Here is a 16,070-nt window from a genome sequence, read left to right as displayed (position 1 = left end):
GCAAGAATTGGTTAACATATGCGGAGTAAAATGGTGTTTATTATTTTTAAGGAAAACTGGATGATAATTCGAACGTTACAATCACTGGTCATTTTAATGCCTCTGCTTTGGCTAGGCTGCTCCAATGACAAGGCAAAAACAGCTCCATTACCGCAGGTTGAAGTCGGTGTGTATACCCTAAGTGCTCAAAGTATTACACTTTCGCGTGAGCTTCCAGGGCGTACCAAAGCGACGCTCATCTCTGAGATTCGTCCGCAAGTGGGTGGCATCATTCAAGCGCGTCTCTTTGAGGAGGGAAGCATCGTGAAAAAAGATGCCGTGCTGTATCAGATCGATCCAGCGTCGTACCAAGCGGCTTTGGATGAAGCCAAAGCGGCACTTAAAAACGCCGAAGCAACGCTAGAATCTTCACGCTTAAAAAGTGAGCGTTACATGGATCTTGTCAAACTGGAAGGTGTCTCCAAACAAGATGCGGAAGATGCAAAAGCGGCGTATTTGCAAGCGGTAGCGAGTGTGGATGAAAAAAAAGCCGCCTTACAAAGTGCACGGATCAATCTGGAATACACCAAAATCAAAGCACCGATTAGTGGGCGTATCGGAACCTCTAGTGTGAGTGTGGGTGCTTTGGTAAGTGCGAGTCAAACCACAGCCCTTGCGACGATTCGTACCCTCGATCCGATCTATGTTGATCTTACGCAATCGAGCACGCAACTTTTAAAACTCAAAGCGCTTTTAGCCCAACAAGGGATCAAAAAAGGGAGCACGAAGCTTGCATTAAATCTTGAAGATGGCTCACGCTACGCGCACAGTGGTGTACTTCAATTTCAAGAAGTGGCCGTCGATGAGAGTACGGGCTCTGTCACTCTTCGTGCCACGTTCCCTAATCCTGAGGGCATTTTGCTTCCAGGCATGTATGTACGAGCCGTGATGGACGAAGCGGTCAATGAAACAGCCCTCTTGGTGCCACAACAAGGCGTTCAACGCGATCCCAAAGGCAACGCAACGGCATTTGTCGTCACGAGTGAAAATAAAGTCGAAACACGTGCTTTAATCACAGAGCGTGCCATGGGCGATAAATGGTTGGTGAGCAGTGGTTTAAAGGCAGGCGATCGTGTGGTGGTTGAAGGCTCCAATAAAGTTCGTGCAGGCAGTAGCGTCACCGTTGTGGACGTTACCCAAACATTGGGTCAAGCACAATGATCGCACACTTTTTTATCCATCGACCCATTTTTGCATGGGTGATTGCGATTGTTATTATGCTTGCAGGACTTGGTTCTATTTTTTCACTGCCTGTGGCGCAATACCCTGATATCGCACCGCCTACGATTCGTATTAATACCACCTACACGGGGGCATCTGCTCAAACGGTTGAAAACAGTGTGATTCAGATCATTGAGCAACAACTGACCGGTTTGGATGGACTGTTGTATTTTTCCTCCACCAGTAGCTCTTCAGGCTCTGCGAGCATTGATGTGACCTTCCAAAAAGGAACCGATGCCGATACCGCGCAAGTGCAAGTCCAAAATAAAGTATCCCAGATTACGACGCGTCTTCCAGAGTCGGTTCAAGATGAGGGTGTGCGTGTTACCAAAGCGCAAAATGACTTTTTAATGATTGTCTCTTTGTATGATGAGACCGATACTAAAATGTCCGTGGATGTGGCGGATTATCTGCTGAGCAACCTGCAAGATCCGATTGCGCGTTTAGAGGGTGTGGGTACGGTGCAAGTCTTTGGGGGTCAGTATGCGATGCGCATTTGGTTAGACCCTTCCAAATTGGCTTCGTATCATTTGATGCCCTCCGACATCAGTAGCGCCATTAGCGCTCAAAACGTGCAAGTCTCCGCTGGTAGCATTGGGGCACTGCCTGCCTCCTCTGAGCAGCAGCTTAACGCAACGGTTACCGCCAAATCCCAACTGCAAACACCCTTAGAGTTTGAAAACATCATCGTCAAAAGCGATAGCAGTGGCGCGATTGTGCGCTTAGGCGATGTGGCACGTGTGGAGCTTGGGAGTGAGAGTTACAGCAATGTGACCAGACTCAACGGTCATCCAGCCTCTGGGCTTGCGGTGATGTTAGCCCCCGGTGCCAATGCCCTCTCCACTGCCAGTCGCGTGAAAGCGATGATCGCAAAAATGGAGCCTACGTTTCCAGCAGGGTACAAAGCCGCTTATCCAAGAGACAGTACGAAATTTATTCGTATTTCGATTGAAGAGGTGGTTAAAACGCTGTTTGAAGCGATTGTATTGGTGGTTGTCGTTATGTTTGTCTTTTTGCAAAATTGGCGAGCAACCCTGATTCCTGCCATTGCCGTGCCCGTTGTTCTTTTGGGAACCTTTGGGGTTTTAGAGGTGTTTGGCTACTCCATCAATACCCTGACGATGTTTGGTATGGTACTCTCCATCGGTCTTTTGGTGGATGATGCGATTGTCGTGGTGGAAAATGTTGAGCGCATTATGCGTGAAGAGAAGCTCCCTGCTGTAGAAGCGACCGAGAAGTCGATGAAAGAGATCACGAGTGCTCTGATTGGTATTGCAACGGTGCTCTCAGCTGTTTTTTTACCGATGGCATTTTTTGCAGGCTCAACGGGGGTTATTTACCGTCAATTTTCCATTACCATCGTCTCTTCGATGGTGCTTTCTGTGATTGTGGCACTCACCTTAACGCCTTCCCTGTGCGCTTCGTTACTGAAACCGCACGAGGAAACACACCGTCATGGCTTCTTTGGCTGGTTTAACACAACGTTTGATTCCTTGATAGAGCGTTATAAAGGTCGTGTCGGTTTGGTCATTGCGACGCCGTTTCGATGGATGCTGGTGTATGCGATCATTGCTTCCATCATGGCTTTTTTAATGCTTCGTCTGCCTACAGGCTTTTTACCCAGCGAAGATCAAGGCGATAGCATGGTGCAGTTTACGCTCCCAGAGGGTGCTTCGTTTAAACGCAGTAATGCTGTTTCACGCGAGATTGAGCACTATTTTCTAAACGAAGAGGCAAACAACACGGAAGCGATTTTTACCATCTCTGGCTTTAGTTTTAGCGGAAGCGGACAAAATGCAGGTATGGCGTTTGTGGCACTTAAAGATTGGGATGAGCGCGTAGGCATTGAAAATCGCTCAGACATCATTTCAAATCGTGCTACGATGAAGCTATCACGTGTGCGTGATGCGCAGATTTTTTCACTCAATCCTCCTGCGATTCAAGGACTTGGGCAGAGCAATGGGTTTAACTTTCAGCTTCAAGCCCTTGCCGATACCAATCGTGAAAAACTCAAAACGCTTCGAGACAGTTTGCTGAGCACGGTACGAAGTGACAGCACGTTTATGGCGGTTCGTTTGGGCAGTATGGAAGATACCCCACAGTTACATGTAAACATTGATGAGGCCAAAGCCGTTGCGCTTGGGCTTTCATTATCGGACGTGGATGATACGCTCAATTATGCGTGGGCAGGTGTCTACGTCAACGATTTCGTTGATCGTGGTCGGGTTAAAAAGGTGTATGTTCAAGGCGACGCTCCGTTTCGTTCCAAACCTGAAGATTTGGATCAGTGGTATGTCAAAAGTAGCAGCGATGTGATGACTCCATTTGCATCCTTTGCGACAACGAGTTGGAGTTATGGCGCACAGAGTCTAACCCGCTATAACGGCTTAGCATCGTATGAGATTCAAGGATCAGCCGCTTCTGGAATCAGCTCAGGTGTGGCGATGGATAAGATGGAAGCCTTGCAAGAAGCGCTGCCAACGGGCACGAGCTTTGCGTGGAGTGGGCTTTCGTATCAAGAGCGTTTATCGAGTGGGCAAACGTTAAAACTGTATGCCATCTCTATTTTGGTCGTCTTTTTATGTTTAGCAGCACTGTATGAGAGTTGGGCAGTACCCTTTTCAGTGCTCTTGGTTATTCCTTTGGGTGTTTTTGGCTCCGTTTTAGCGGCGTCACTTCGAGGGTTAGAAAACGATGTTTACTTCCAAGTCGCACTGTTAACGACCATTGGACTCTCCTCTAAAAATGCGATTTTGATCGTTGAGTTTGCTGAAGCGGCGTATAACCGTGGAAGCACACTGGTCGAAGCAGCGGTTGAGGCTGCAAAGCTTAGGCTTCGCCCGATCTTGATGACCTCATTGGCATTTATAGCAGGCGTTCTGCCTTTAGCACTCTCCAGTGGTGCAGGGGCGAACAGTCGTATCTCCATCGGTACGGGTATTGTGGGGGGAACACTGAGTGCGACCTTTTTGGCGATCTTTTTGGTGCCGCTCTTTTTTGTATTGGTTCGTGGGATTTCCCCCAAACGAAGCCACCATGCAACGATGGTAGGGGAGGTGTAAGATGCATTTTCTTTCTTTGGTTTTAGCCCCCTTTTTACTGAGCGGATGCGTTTCCCTTGCGCCGGATTATGTACGTCCAACTGCGCCTATCCCTGCGACATTGCACCAAGAGATCGAGCAACATCAGAGTGCAGTGAAGCTGCCTTGGCGCGATTTTATTCAAGAGTCACGTTTGCAAAAGGTGGTAGCGCTCAGCCTTGAGCAGAGCCGTGATATGCGCAAAGCCGTTGCCAACATTGAAGCGGCGCGTGCGACGTATCGCATTGCTAAAAGCAGTGAACTTCCAACCATTGAAGCCAGTGCGTCAGGCAGTAAAGCAAGAGCGCTGAACTCGGCGACCAATCAAACATCGATCACCCAAAGCTCTTCTGCAACGGTGGGTGTAAACAGTTACGAGCTTGATTTCTTTGGAAAAATTAAATCACAAACGCAAATGCAGTGGGAGAGTTTTCAAAGCGTAGAAGAGGCGGCGCGTGCGGTTCAAATCAGCCTCATCGCCGAAGTCTCCACCGCGTGGCTTAGCCTTGCTTCTGATCAGAGTTTACTCGCATTAGCGCAAAAAACCGAAGCGAGTGCCAATCGCTCTGTTGCCATTGTTGAGGCACGTTTGCAAAGGGGGATTGATTCTCGTGTAGCCCTTTATGAAGCGCAAAGCGTGCTACACCAAGCCAGAGCCGATAGTGCCAATTACGCATCAAAAGTTGCGCAAGATTGTGCGGCGCTAGAGCTTTTAGTCGGGGCTTCTTTGGACGATACGCTCCTTCCTCAAACACTTGAAAGCGGTGCGGAAGGGTGGTTGAGCGATGTCTCTTCTGGACTCTCTTCGGACATTTTACTCAACCGTCCCGATGTGCTTGAAGCCGAACACAATCTTAAATCCGCCAATGCCAACATCGGCGTAGCGCGAGCGGCGTATTTTCCTTCGATCACGCTAACAGGAACCGCAGGCGTTGGCTCCAATGCGCTTCGAGGGTTGTTTGATGGCGGAACATCGACCATCTGGTCGTTTGCTCCGAACGTGAGTTTACCGCTTTTTGATGCAGGAGAGCGTGATGCAACGCTGGATTATGCCAAAGCCAACCTCGATGTGTATGTTGCCAGTTATGAGCTTGCCATTCAAACCGCGTTTAAAGAGGTGCGTTCAGCGCTTGCTAGACGTGCAACGATGAATGACCAACTCCAAGCCCAACGTGCCTTTGTGGACGCAAGCACCAAAAGTTATGCCATTTACGATGCGCGCTACCAAAATGGGGTTGATACCTTCTTAAATGCTCTCTTAGCGCAGCGTTCCATGTATGCAGGTGAGCAAAATCTGATCAGTGTGCGCTTAGAAGCACTGCTCAATCGTGTCACGTTGTACCAAGTTTTAGGTGGTGGTTTAGCGCAAAAAAGCGACTAATCTTTTTTACATGTAAAGCAAAAAGTATTGGCTCTTACGCGTTTTTGGGTAAGAGCCACAGGGTTAAAATGCCACTCAGCACGGAGAAAACACACCCCAAAATCATTGTGTGATACATACCATTGATAAAGGCTTGATTCACAAGGTTCAACAAAGGTTCATGCACCGCAACATTGGGAAGTGACGCTATCGCCTGATGGGCGGTTTGGATGGAGGTTTGAAGCGCTTTTGAAAGCGTGGGATCTGCCTCGATCTCTTTGACATGTAAAAGATAAATGCGGTTGACATAACTGCCTAAGATCGCAATGCTCATCGCGGCGGAAAGCTCAATGGTGGTATCGTTCAAGGCACTTCCCACACCTGCTTTGGCTTTGGGAATGGAGCCCATAATTGAATCCGTCGAAGGCGGCATGGCAAATCCCATACCCAACCCCTGAACTAAAAATCCCACAAGAATCGCCCAAAGTGGCATGTGCACATCAATCGTAAAGACAAAAATTACCACTCCCAGTGCAGAGACCATCATGCCTCCACCAATGCTAAAAGGTATGCCATACGCTTTGACGATGTTGGGCGAAACCTTAGAGCCTATCGCAACACCCAGTGTCATAGGCATCAGTAAGAAACCCGCTTCCAAGGCGCTGTACCCTTCTACGGTTTGGAAGAGTTGGGAGAAGAAAAACATCGAGCCAACCATCCCAAAGACAATGAGCGCGATTGCCAAAGAGGGAATCGTAAAGGTGCGTTTTTCAAAAAGCTCAAAAGGAATCATCGCATACGAACAGCGTCTCTCCCAGAGGATAAAAAGCGCACAAACGCTCAATCCTATCGCAAGGCTGATTTGAACCGCCTCATCACTCCAACTTTTGACCCCTGCTTCGATAATGCCATACGTGAGCGCAAATAAAAAGATCACACAGAGCACCATACCGATAAGATCGGCTTTAGCGCTTTTGTTGTGCGATTCGGGGAGTATCCACGACGCATAGACAAAGGCGATCAACCCAATGGGCAGGTTGATAAAAAAGACCCAGTGCCATGAGGTGTATTCGATGAGAAAACCGCCAATTAACGGTCCCAAGCCTTGGCTGAGCCCAAAGATCATCGACCAAAGTCCAATCGCTTTCATGCGTTCATCGGGGTCTGTAAACATATGCGTGATGATGGAGAGCGTGGAAGGCATCATAAACGCCGCGCCAAAACCGCTCAGGCTACGAAAGAGGATCAGCTCTGTAGTTGAAGTTGAAAGACCTGCGCCCAACGAGGCAAGACTAAAGAGCACAATACCAATTTTAAGAAACCTCTTTCGCCCAAACTGATCGCTCAGGGCGCCAATGGTAATTAAAATAGAGGCGAAAAAGAGGATATAAATATCGACAATCCATTGAAGTTCACTCATGCTCGCCGATAAATCGTTGGAAATGGAGGGGAGGGCGACATCAAGGACGGTATTGTCCAGTGTAATGATGGACATGGCAACGCACAGTGCACCAAGACCAATCCATCGTTTTTCATAAGAATATGGCATTAACGTATTCCTAAATGTGTAAAGTGTAATGAGTGTTACAAAGATAGAATCATACCAAAGATCAGCTTAGCGACGGATCTTTGGTGGCTTTACATGTAAACGAAATTACACCGCTTCTTTAACCTTTGTAGAGACAGTAGCGTAGATAATGATGGTTAAAGAGAGAACGCTTAAGCCCAAGAGTTGCAACGTCACCAGTTCCCAACCACCATGCTCCCAACAATAAACCCCCACAAATGTTCCAAGCGCACCGCCTAGAAACATCGAGCTCATATACGCGGTGTTGATGCGACTGTGGGCACTCTCATCCAGCGTGTAAATTTGTGCCAAGTTATTGATCTGCACGGCTTGAAAGCCGATGTCTAGCAGCAGGGTTGCTACGATAAACGCCGCAAGGCTTGTATCAAACCATTTCATCAGAAGAATGCTAAGAACGATCATGCCGACCGAGAGCATTTTTGTAAACGTCGGGTTGATCTTATCGGCGATTTTCCCAATGTAGGGAGCAAGCAGTGCGCCTGCAACGGCAAGCACACCAAACAGACCGATGATGTCGCTCTCAAAATAAAACGGTGCCATGGAAAGTTTAAAGGTCAGCGTTGTCCAAAAAGAGCAAAAAACACCAAATAAAACGGTAATCAACAGCGCATTAGCACGTAAAAGTGAAAAGCGTTTGAGCTGATACAAAGAGGAGTAGAGCAATGAAGCGTAGCTTTTGGAAAAATGGGACGCAATGTTTGGAAGCGTTTTGGCAATCATCGCCATACAGCCAAACACAAGCAGAGCCGAAAGCGCAAAAATCCCATGCCAGTTCCCAAACCAATCGGTGATATACCCACTAAGCGTTCGCGCAAGCAAAATGCCTGTGAGCAGACCGCTAAAGATGGAACCAACGACCCTGCCTTTGTCTTTGCCACTCATCGCCGCTGCCATGGGAATGACGATTTGCGCTGAGACGGCAAAGAGACCAACAAGAAGGCTCAGCGCGTAGAGTGCGTAGATATTTTCAACCAACGCAAGCCCTAAAAGCGAAAGCCCCAAGCAGAGATGGGAGAGTAAAAGAAGCTTTTTTCGGTCCATCTTATCGCCCAATGGGCTTACAAAAAAGAGTCCCAATCCATAGCCAATCTGCGAAAAAGTGGGTAGATTTCCTACCGCAAGTGTGCTTACATGTAAATCTTGGGCGATGATGTTTAAAATGGGTTGATTGTAGTAAATCGTAGCGACATTAATGCCAGCAACCGCTGACATCACGTAGATCTGTTTTTGTGAGATCATTTTCGTTCCTTATTCCTGAAATGTAGTGAAATCATACACGATAAGGAAAATTTCTTTCATACCACATTCACGCAAATCATTGCGCAAATCAAATATTTTGGGTTTGCCGATAATTTTGCGGTGTTTGATGAAGCTTTTTTTTGAAAAAATGGATGAAATGCGCCGATTCTTCGTAGCCTAAGGCGAAGGCGATGTCGCTGATGCTCCATGAAGAGTGCTTGAGTAAAATCTTCGCTTCTTCCAAAATACGCCCCGAAATGCGCTCCGTGGTTGTTTTCTCGCTGACTTCTTTGAGCGTTCGGTTGAGATGGTTGGGGTGAATGTTCAACAGTCTGGCAAAATCGCTCGGATTTTTAAGCGTCAGTCGTTCATAAGGTGAGGTGATCGGAAACTGGCGCTCCAAGAGTTCGTTAAAAAGCGAATCGATTTTGCGTTTTTTATCGCTTTGTGCCTCAGGAATGATAGTAGCAGGTTGCATTTTGAGGGCGATGTGAATGAGCTCCATTGTCCAGTTGCGCAAAAGATCGTCTTTGTATGCGTAGTTGGAGTCCCTTTCTGCGAGCATCTTCTCAAAAAGCGTTTCAACCTCTTTTTCCGTTTCTTCACTCAGTAAAAAGAGTTTGGGGTGATCGGGTTTATAGAGAGGATACTCTCTGGGCACGCCGTAATGATGGAAAAACGCTTCGGTAAAAATGCAAAAGTAACCGCACTTTTTACCGTCCAATGATTCCCAACTGTACGGCACCAGTGGGTCTGAAAACATCAGTGCACAGTGCTCACTCTACACGGTTTTATCGGCGTAATGCACTTTATGTTTGCCCTTTAGAAGGGTGATTTTGAAGTAGTTTTTGCGACTGTAAGGGATGTCAATGCACACTTGTCTTGTGAAGACATTAAAATGCCCCAGCCCATTTTCAACATTTGTGGGCAAGGGATGAGCGATGCGTTTGTAAAAGGCTTCAAGTGTTTCCATGGCAAAAGTATACTGAAAAAGCAACCAAAACCACTCATAAAATGGAGTATGAACACCTTACATGTAAAAGAGAATGTTCAATAAAAACACACCCCTTTTGTTACCAAGTTGATATAATGTTTGCATAGAATTAGTGTACGAAAGGGAGTCAGATGTCAGTCAACAAAGTTTATGTGCTCGATACCAACATTATCCTGCACAATACCAATTTTATCAAAGAGTTGTGTGATGGTGGCAACAACATCATTGTGATCCCAGAAACGGTGCTCATTGAGCTGGAAGATTTTAAAAAGAACTTCACAGAACTTGGCTACCAAGCCAGAAGTTTTGCAAGAATGCTGGCTTCGTGTACGGTGGTTGAAGTGGACAGTGGGGAGCCTTACCGTGTTGTTAAGATGCGCTATGAAGAGAACACGGCTATTCATCTTTTCTCCAAGACGATTTATACCTCTGATATTGACTCACAATTTATCAACGAATCCAATGATAAACGCATCCTCGAAGTCGCTTCGGGTGCGCAGGAGTACTACCCTGATTACAAAGTGATTTTTCTCTCGTTAGATGTCTATGCGCGTATGTTTGGACTTTTTTACAATGTCACCGTGGAGTCGTTGCGTGAAGACAGGAGTGACGTGCCTGAGTTTCAGTTTGTCAAGCAACTTCCTGTCGATTCGGCATTGTTTAACACGCTCGATAAAAAGCTGATTCAGGAGTATGATCCTGAGTATAAAAGTGGCAACTACTGCTACGAGTTTGTGAGCAGTGATGGCAATTCGGATCATGCGATTATCTCTCCGGGTGGGATCATTCATATGCTCAACGAAGAGCTTGATTTTAGAGGTTTGGAAATTAAACCGATCAATCTTAAGCAAAAATTCTTTATGAAAGCGCTACTTTCCAACATGTACGACATTCACGTCATCGATGCACGCGCAGGTAGCGGCAAAACCTTGATGGCGTTTGTTGCGGCGATGCGTTTGGTGACCAAAGGCAGTTACGAAAAGATCGTGTATGTGCGTAACTCCATCGAAAGCGTCGATAAAGGTGCGGATGTCGGTTACCTTTCAGGGAATGATGAGAAGTTTAGAATCTACAATATGGCGCTGTATGATACGCTTGAATTTATCGCTAAAAAGCGCATCAAAAAACGTGATAATTCGCAAGAACCTCAAGTTGCAATCGAGAAAAAAGTGCAAGAGCTCATCACCAAATACAACATTGAAAAGCTCTGGCCAGGTGAGGCACGCGGTCGAACACTGAGTAATGCCATCGTGATTTTAGATGAGTGGCAAAACAGCTCGAATAATACGACCCAGCTGATTTTATCGCGTCTGGATAACAACTGTAAAGCGATCGTGATTGGTTCCAACCGCCAGATCGATAACATGTACCTTAACCGCTTTAACAACGGTTTGACCTCGCTTTTAAAACAGACCAAAAAAGAGCAGACGCACATCTCGCTCTTTGCGATTGAATTAGACAAATCGGTACGCGGTAAGTTTTCGCACTTTGCCGATGAAATTTTTGGGGATGGCGACAAACACAAATGACGAAATATTCGTTTGCTCATGAAGACGATGTGGTGGCTTTTCGTTCGATTTTTATCTCTGATCTTCACTTGGGCACACGTTTTTCACAAGCGCATGAACTTTTGGAGTTTTTACGAAGAACGCAGTGTGAAAATCTCTATCTCGTTGGGGATGTGATCGATGGTTGGGCGATGAAACGCAAGCTTAAATGGGCACAGTCGCACTCGGATGTGATCCAAAAAGTGCTCAGAAAAGCTCGAAAAGGCACCAATGTCTTTTACATCACAGGCAACCACGATGACTTTTTACGCTCGTTTTTGCCTCTGGGATTGGGCGATTCGCTGATCGTGGTCGATGAATGTGAGTACGTGAGTTTGAACCATGAACGTTTCTACATCACGCACGGTGACTTTTTCGACTCGGTGACGATGACCAAACGGTGGCTCGCTGTTTTGGGAGACATGGGGTACGACCTTTTGCTCAATATCAACCAAATCCTCAACTGGTGGCGTAAAACACTGCGCTACCAAAGCCACTGGTCACTCTCTAAATACGTCAAAGATCACGTGAAAAGCTCGGTTTCATTTGTGACCGATTTTGAATCGATTTTGAGCGAACATGCCAAGCGTCACCACTTTGATGGGGTCATTTGCGGGCATATTCACAAAGCAGAGATACGGGAAATTGATGGCATCAAGTACCTGAATTGTGGGGATTGGGTCGAGTCGTGTACGGCGATTGTGGAAACCTTAGAGGGTGAATTTAGGATTATACGATGGCTAGGACATTGAAAATATCTTTGGCGCTCTCCGGTGGGGCGGCCAGAGGGGCATTTCATCTAGGCGTCATTGCAGCGATGGAAAAAAACGGGGTTGAAATCGGTGCGATTTCAGGAACCAGCATTGGTGCGGTGATCGCCACGGGTGTGGGCTCAGGGGTGAGTGCATTTGATATGGTGCGCATCTTTCAAAGCAAAGCGTTTCAAAAAGCTTTTGGGTTTAATTACTTCAATAAAGGGGTCTTACGCATTAACGAAAAAGCGGCGATTTTGCGAGACATTGCCCCCATTTCACGCTTAGAGGCGATGAAAATTCCCACGTTTATCACCTGTGTCGATCTGCTGAGTGGTGAGATTGTGCGTTTTAGCGAGGGCGATACGGTTAAACTTGCCATTGCAAGTTCCGCGCTCATTCCCATTTTTCGCCCCATTGTGTATGAAAATTACCTGCTCATTGATGGAGGCTTTATGGACAATCTTCCCATCTCCCCATTGCTAGAGTTTCCCTACCCTGTGGTGAGCGTGAATCTTCACCCTTTACATGTAACGCACAAACACAATCTCACTTCTGTCATCAAACGTGCTCTTTTTCTTCTGTTTATCGCCTCTTCCCAGTCACAAATTGCCAAAAGCGATCTTTATATTACTGATCCCGAGCTCTCCTCTTTTGGATTGTTTACTTTTGGTGAAATAATGCGTTGTTTTGAGCTTGGATACCGCAGAGGGAGCGAATCCATTTTGACATTTATGGAGCAACAAAGTATAATCTAGCGTTTTAAGAGAAGGAAATAGTATGACAAGCAAAGATTATTTAACCCAAATGTTCTCCCTTCAGCAAAAGCTGAACGATGAAACCAATGGCATCGGCTGGGAAAATGGGTACACCAAAAACAATCGCATGATTAACTGGAAACGTTGCATTTATATGGAGTGTGCAGAGCTCATCGATAGCTTTAGTTGGAAACATTGGAAAAGCATCAATAAACCGACCGACTGGGACAATGTCACGGTTGAGATCGTAGATATTTGGCATTTTATTATGAGTCTGCTTTTGGAAGATTATAAAACGAACAACAGAGGCGATCTTGAAAAACTTGTCTTGGATGTGTTGGATGTTCAAGGGTTTGAAGCCTTTACCAAAGAGCCTCTTTCAAACGGATCGGCTGATCCGATGGAGCTCATTAACGATATTGAGAGCATCATTCACGATACCACAGGCTTTGAGATCGATCTGTTTGATGGTCTGCTTCGTGAGTATTTTACCCTCTCTCGCAAGTGTGGCATCAACCTCAAAGTGCTGTACAAATTCTATGTGGCGAAGAACGTTTTGAACCAGTTCAGACAAGATCATGGCTACAAAGAGGGTCACTACATCAAAGTGTGGAATGGCAAAGAGGACAACGAAGTGATGCTCTCCTTTTTACAAGGTGAAGCAGCTCCAACGGTGGATGCACTTTACAAAAAGCTCGAAAAAGCCTATCCTAAGGCGTAATTGTAAAAGTAGGGATTTCCCTACTTTTGGTTATAAACGATACTTCTACTCTTCGGTGTTTCTAAAAACTCCACATGTGACACTTCAACACCCAAACGGCTCATCTTTTTCGCAATGATCTCAAGTAACCATGTCGAGATATTTTCACTCGTGGGCACAAAATCAACGATGATATAGCCATCGTACATCTCAAGAATATGGCTTGGCTCGTCTTTGACACGGTTAAGATTGGGGATTTTATACCCTGCTTCGTTTTCGATGAGCTCTTTTTTGTCAGCAAAATGCGGAAGTAAAGTCTCAAAAAGCGGATCGTGAATATCGATGATAAATTTATGATCCAACGTCGTGTCTAAAAAAAGTTTAAACCAGTTGAGATGATGAAAGTCTGTCACCATGCCATCTTTGAGCTGTGAGCTTTGAAGATAGACGATGACTTTGCCCTGATGCCCGTGCAAGTGACGACACGCCAAACAGCCTGTGAGTGAAAATTCACTGTCCAGCTGCTGCGACCAAACACGGTGCCCATAACAAAAATCAAACTCTTTACTGATTTGCCAAAACATTTACATACCTTCATCTTTTTATCCTTTAATGATACCCAAAAAGAGATATAAAAAAAATTCCTCAAATTTGATTATAATCATTTTCATACTATAATCTATAAGACTAATATTTCAAAATGAAAAATTTTTAGATCATCTGTTGTAAATCTACTACTATATTTCTAATAATATAAAGGAAAACGCAGATGACCTATTTTATGGAAAGAAACCTATTTACAATGAAAAATAAAAAAAGAGTTGATGTTTATAAAGCCATAGATTTGTTTGCTGGTATTGGTGGCATCAGATCAGGATTTGAGCGAATCTTTAAAGATAAAATTGAATTTATTTTTGCCTCTGAAATAGACAAGTATGCTTGTGAGACCTATTATGCTAATTATGGAGAAATGCCTTATGGGGATATTACTAAGATAGATGAGAAACAAATCCCATCCTTTGATATTTTATTGGGTGGATTTCCGTGTCAAGCGTTTAGTATAGCAGGTAAGCGCAAAGGTTTTGAAGATACAAGAGGAACATTGTTCTTTGAAATTGCGCGTATTTTAAAGCACCATAAACCCAAAATAGTTTTTTTAGAAAATGTTAAAGGTTTTAAAAATCATGATAAAGGTACAACGTTTCAAGTAGTGAAAGAGACATTAGAAAATCTTGGTTATAAAGTTTTTACGCAGATTCTCAATGCAAAAGATTTTGGAGTCCCTCAAAATAGAGAACGTATTTATATCATAGGCTTTTTAGACCATAGCGTAGAGTTTGAGTTTCCACAAAAAACAGAAAAGAAAACAAAACTTTCCAAAATTTTAGAACAAGAGGTTGATGCGAAATATACAATTTCAGATAGATTGTGGATGGGGCATCAAAAGCGTAAAATTGAACATCGTAAAAAAGGCAATGGATTTGGTTACTCTTTATTTGATGGAGATGCAGAATATACCAGTACTATTTCAGCAAGATATTATAAAGATGGTTCAGAGATTTTGATTGCTCAAGAAAATCAAAATCCTAGAAAATTAACGCCAAGAGAAGCTGCTAGATTGCAAGGTTTTACGGATGACTTTCAAATTGTCGTGAGTGATGTTCAAGCGTATAAACAGTTTGGAAATAGCGTTGCTGTTCCTGTCATAGAAGTGTTGGCAAAAGAGATTAATAAACAGATGCAGACAAGGAGTTGAATGTGAAGTTTGAAAAACTAGAGATTAAAAAAGAGAAATTTGACATCAATTTAAAATTTTATTTTTTTCTCAAATACTTGGTTAAGGCAAAATTAACAGATAAACAAGCAAAAAATATTTTTGAAATTTATAGTTTGACAAAAACAGCCAATTTTAAACTTATGATGTTGGAAAAGGTTTCATCTATTTTTGGTTCTAGCAAAACAGGTTTGCAAAGTCAAAGTTTTCTTATTGATATATTTGATATTGTAGAGACAGAAAATGATAATGAGCTTTTTATTTTTAGTTTAAAACTTTATATGATTAAAGATTTGTTGTTGCAGGAAGCAAAAACAAAAGATTTATTAGATGTAGCAAAGCTAGACAACTTAGATCCTCTGTCATTAAAGTATGATAAAGTTACACTTTTTAGTCCTTATTCAACAAGAGTGAGTGGGGCATTATTATCTTTAATGTTTTTTGAAAGATTAGAAAATGAAGAAACAAATTTTATTTCAAAAGATGCAGAAGAGTTTGTAAAAAAATTAGCATTCTCTGCAAAAAGCTTAAAACAGCAAGGGCTTGAACCAAATCAAATTTTTATGCTAATGTTTAGTGAAAGTGTTAATCAATCTATTACTTCAGATAGTGGATCAAACTATGAAGATAGAATTTTATCTGTTTTACTAAAAATAGGCATGGATAGCAGTAAAATCAAAAAAATACATGACAGTGACGATAGTTTAACAGAGTTTGATTTCTTTTTTGAGTTAAATGGTAAAACTTATGGAATTGGAGCTAAAAGAACTCTACGAGAGCGATATAAACAGTTTATCAAAACAGCACAAATGAGTTCAATAGATGTAATGATTGAAATTACCTTGGGACTTGATCTAACAGAAGATAAGGCTAAAGCGATACGTCAACATGGAGTTTACCTATTTGTATCCGATGAAGTATATCAAATGAATACATCTTTGCAAAAGATCGAAGGTATCTTTTCAACAAAAAGTTTGACTATGGAAGTGTTATTAAAATTAACACATGATATTTAAAA

General features: G+C 43.9%; 14 protein-coding genes. 9 read left to right on the top strand and 5 right to left on the bottom strand.

The genetic code is table 11. The features are described 5' to 3' along the window. The first annotated feature begins 60 nt into the window (after positions 1–60). Genes JU57_RS10220 through JU57_RS10210 form a run of 3 tightly spaced genes read left to right on the top strand, consistent with a single transcriptional unit; the run spans position 61 to position 5,721 of the window. Positions 61–1,200, top strand: coding sequence for an efflux RND transporter periplasmic adaptor subunit (locus tag JU57_RS10220; protein WP_037960536.1), 1,140 nt, complete (start codon positions 61–63; stop codon positions 1,198–1,200). Next, on the top strand, positions 1,197–4,322 hold the full coding sequence (locus JU57_RS10215) for an efflux RND transporter permease subunit (RefSeq protein WP_037960533.1): 3,126 nt from the start codon (positions 1,197–1,199) through the stop codon (positions 4,320–4,322). Before JU57_RS10220 ends, JU57_RS10215 begins: the two co-directional genes overlap by 4 nt. Before the next feature lies 1 nt (position 4,323). Further along, positions 4,324–5,721: an efflux transporter outer membrane subunit gene (locus JU57_RS10210; RefSeq protein ID WP_037960527.1), complete on the top strand. Its 1,398-nt coding sequence runs from the start codon at positions 4,324–4,326 to the stop codon at positions 5,719–5,721. A gap of 34 nt (positions 5,722–5,755) precedes the next feature. Here the strand turns inward: JU57_RS10210 and JU57_RS10205 are convergent, their stop codons facing one another. From JU57_RS10205 to JU57_RS13810, 4 genes are all read right to left on the bottom strand, one after another. After that, entirely contained in the window at positions 5,756–7,249 is a 1,494-nt protein-coding gene (locus tag JU57_RS10205; protein WP_051906806.1) for an MFS transporter, read from the bottom strand. Positions 7,250–7,354: 105 nt separating this feature from the next. Beyond that, the gene (locus tag JU57_RS10200; protein WP_037960525.1) at positions 7,355–8,527 is read right to left on the bottom strand and encodes an MFS transporter; all 1,173 of its coding nucleotides are present in this window, start codon (positions 8,525–8,527) and stop codon (positions 7,355–7,357) included. 88 nt (positions 8,528–8,615) lie between these two features. Further along, a complete protein-coding gene (locus tag JU57_RS10195; protein ID WP_294877087.1) occupies positions 8,616–9,290 on the bottom strand; it encodes a helix-turn-helix domain-containing protein in 675 nt (224 codons plus the stop codon). A gap of 18 nt (positions 9,291–9,308) precedes the next feature. Then, the gene (locus JU57_RS13810; protein WP_294877085.1) at positions 9,309–9,500 is read right to left on the bottom strand and encodes a hypothetical protein; all 192 of its coding nucleotides are present in this window, start codon (positions 9,498–9,500) and stop codon (positions 9,309–9,311) included. Positions 9,501–9,652: 152 nt separating this feature from the next. On the opposite strand from JU57_RS13810, the gene JU57_RS10190 reads away from it, so the two are divergent. The 4 genes from JU57_RS10190 to JU57_RS10175 are packed head-to-tail and all read left to right on the top strand — an operon-like array spanning position 9,653 to position 13,299. After that, positions 9,653–11,050, top strand: a complete 1,398-nt coding sequence (locus JU57_RS10190) for a PhoH family protein (RefSeq protein WP_037960523.1) — start codon at positions 9,653–9,655, stop codon at positions 11,048–11,050. Then, the gene (locus JU57_RS10185) at positions 11,047–11,820 is read left to right on the top strand and encodes a UDP-2,3-diacylglucosamine diphosphatase (RefSeq protein ID WP_294877082.1); all 774 of its coding nucleotides are present in this window, start codon (positions 11,047–11,049) and stop codon (positions 11,818–11,820) included. The genes JU57_RS10190 and JU57_RS10185 overlap by 4 nt, the downstream gene beginning before the upstream one ends. Continuing rightward, positions 11,805–12,578, top strand: coding sequence for a patatin-like phospholipase family protein (locus tag JU57_RS10180; protein WP_037960520.1), 774 nt, complete (start codon positions 11,805–11,807; stop codon positions 12,576–12,578). Before JU57_RS10185 ends, JU57_RS10180 begins: the two co-directional genes overlap by 16 nt. Before the next feature lie 22 nt (positions 12,579–12,600). Continuing rightward, positions 12,601–13,299, top strand: coding sequence for a dUTP diphosphatase (locus tag JU57_RS10175; RefSeq protein WP_037960518.1), 699 nt, complete (start codon positions 12,601–12,603; stop codon positions 13,297–13,299). A 20-nt stretch (positions 13,300–13,319) separates the two neighbouring features. Here the strand turns inward: JU57_RS10175 and JU57_RS10170 are convergent, their stop codons facing one another. Beyond that, positions 13,320–13,862, bottom strand: coding sequence for a 6-carboxytetrahydropterin synthase (locus JU57_RS10170; RefSeq protein WP_037960515.1), 543 nt, complete (start codon positions 13,860–13,862; stop codon positions 13,320–13,322). Between the two features lie 185 nt (positions 13,863–14,047). On the opposite strand from JU57_RS10170, the gene JU57_RS10165 reads away from it, so the two are divergent. Then, entirely contained in the window at positions 14,048–15,034 is a 987-nt protein-coding gene (locus tag JU57_RS10165) for a DNA cytosine methyltransferase (protein ID WP_037960514.1), read from the top strand. Positions 15,035–15,036: 2 nt separating this feature from the next. Next, positions 15,037–16,068, top strand: a complete 1,032-nt coding sequence (locus JU57_RS10160) for a hypothetical protein (protein WP_037960511.1) — start codon at positions 15,037–15,039, stop codon at positions 16,066–16,068. The last annotated feature ends 2 nt before the right edge of the window (positions 16,069–16,070 follow it).

This window comes from Sulfurospirillum sp. SCADC (assembly GCF_000743525.1).
Taxonomy (GTDB): domain Bacteria; phylum Campylobacterota; class Campylobacteria; order Campylobacterales; family Sulfurospirillaceae; genus Sulfurospirillum.
The sequence above is the reverse complement of the archived record's forward strand: the minus strand, read 5'-3'. Positions and strand labels throughout refer to the sequence as shown.

What these genes read in the sequence shown, in the direction of transcription:
- JU57_RS10200 (WP_037960525.1), bottom strand. Translation starts at nt 8,527, where the DNA reads ATGATCTCACAAAAACAGATCTACGTGATGTCAGCGGTTGCTGGCATT.
- JU57_RS10180 (WP_037960520.1), top strand. Translation starts at nt 11,805, where the DNA reads ATGGCTAGGACATTGAAAATATCTTTGGCGCTCTCCGGTGGGGCGGCC.
- JU57_RS10175 (WP_037960518.1), top strand. Translation starts at nt 12,601, where the DNA reads ATGACAAGCAAAGATTATTTAACCCAAATGTTCTCCCTTCAGCAAAAG.
- JU57_RS10190 (WP_037960523.1), top strand. Translation starts at nt 9,653, where the DNA reads ATGTCAGTCAACAAAGTTTATGTGCTCGATACCAACATTATCCTGCAC.
- JU57_RS10215 (WP_037960533.1), top strand. Translation starts at nt 1,197, where the DNA reads ATGATCGCACACTTTTTTATCCATCGACCCATTTTTGCATGGGTGATT.
- JU57_RS10170 (WP_037960515.1), bottom strand. Translation starts at nt 13,862, where the DNA reads ATGTTTTGGCAAATCAGTAAAGAGTTTGATTTTTGTTATGGGCACCGT.
- JU57_RS10165 (WP_037960514.1), top strand. Translation starts at nt 14,048, where the DNA reads ATGACCTATTTTATGGAAAGAAACCTATTTACAATGAAAAATAAAAAA.
- JU57_RS10185 (WP_294877082.1), top strand. Translation starts at nt 11,047, where the DNA reads ATGACGAAATATTCGTTTGCTCATGAAGACGATGTGGTGGCTTTTCGT.
- JU57_RS10210 (WP_037960527.1), top strand. Translation starts at nt 4,324, where the DNA reads ATGCATTTTCTTTCTTTGGTTTTAGCCCCCTTTTTACTGAGCGGATGC.
- JU57_RS10195 (WP_294877087.1), bottom strand. Translation starts at nt 9,290, where the DNA reads ATGTTTTCAGACCCACTGGTGCCGTACAGTTGGGAATCATTGGACGGT.
- JU57_RS10220 (WP_037960536.1), top strand. Translation starts at nt 61, where the DNA reads ATGATAATTCGAACGTTACAATCACTGGTCATTTTAATGCCTCTGCTT.
- JU57_RS10205 (WP_051906806.1), bottom strand. Translation starts at nt 7,249, where the DNA reads ATGCCATATTCTTATGAAAAACGATGGATTGGTCTTGGTGCACTGTGC.
- JU57_RS13810 (WP_294877085.1), bottom strand. Translation starts at nt 9,500, where the DNA reads ATGGAAACACTTGAAGCCTTTTACAAACGCATCGCTCATCCCTTGCCC.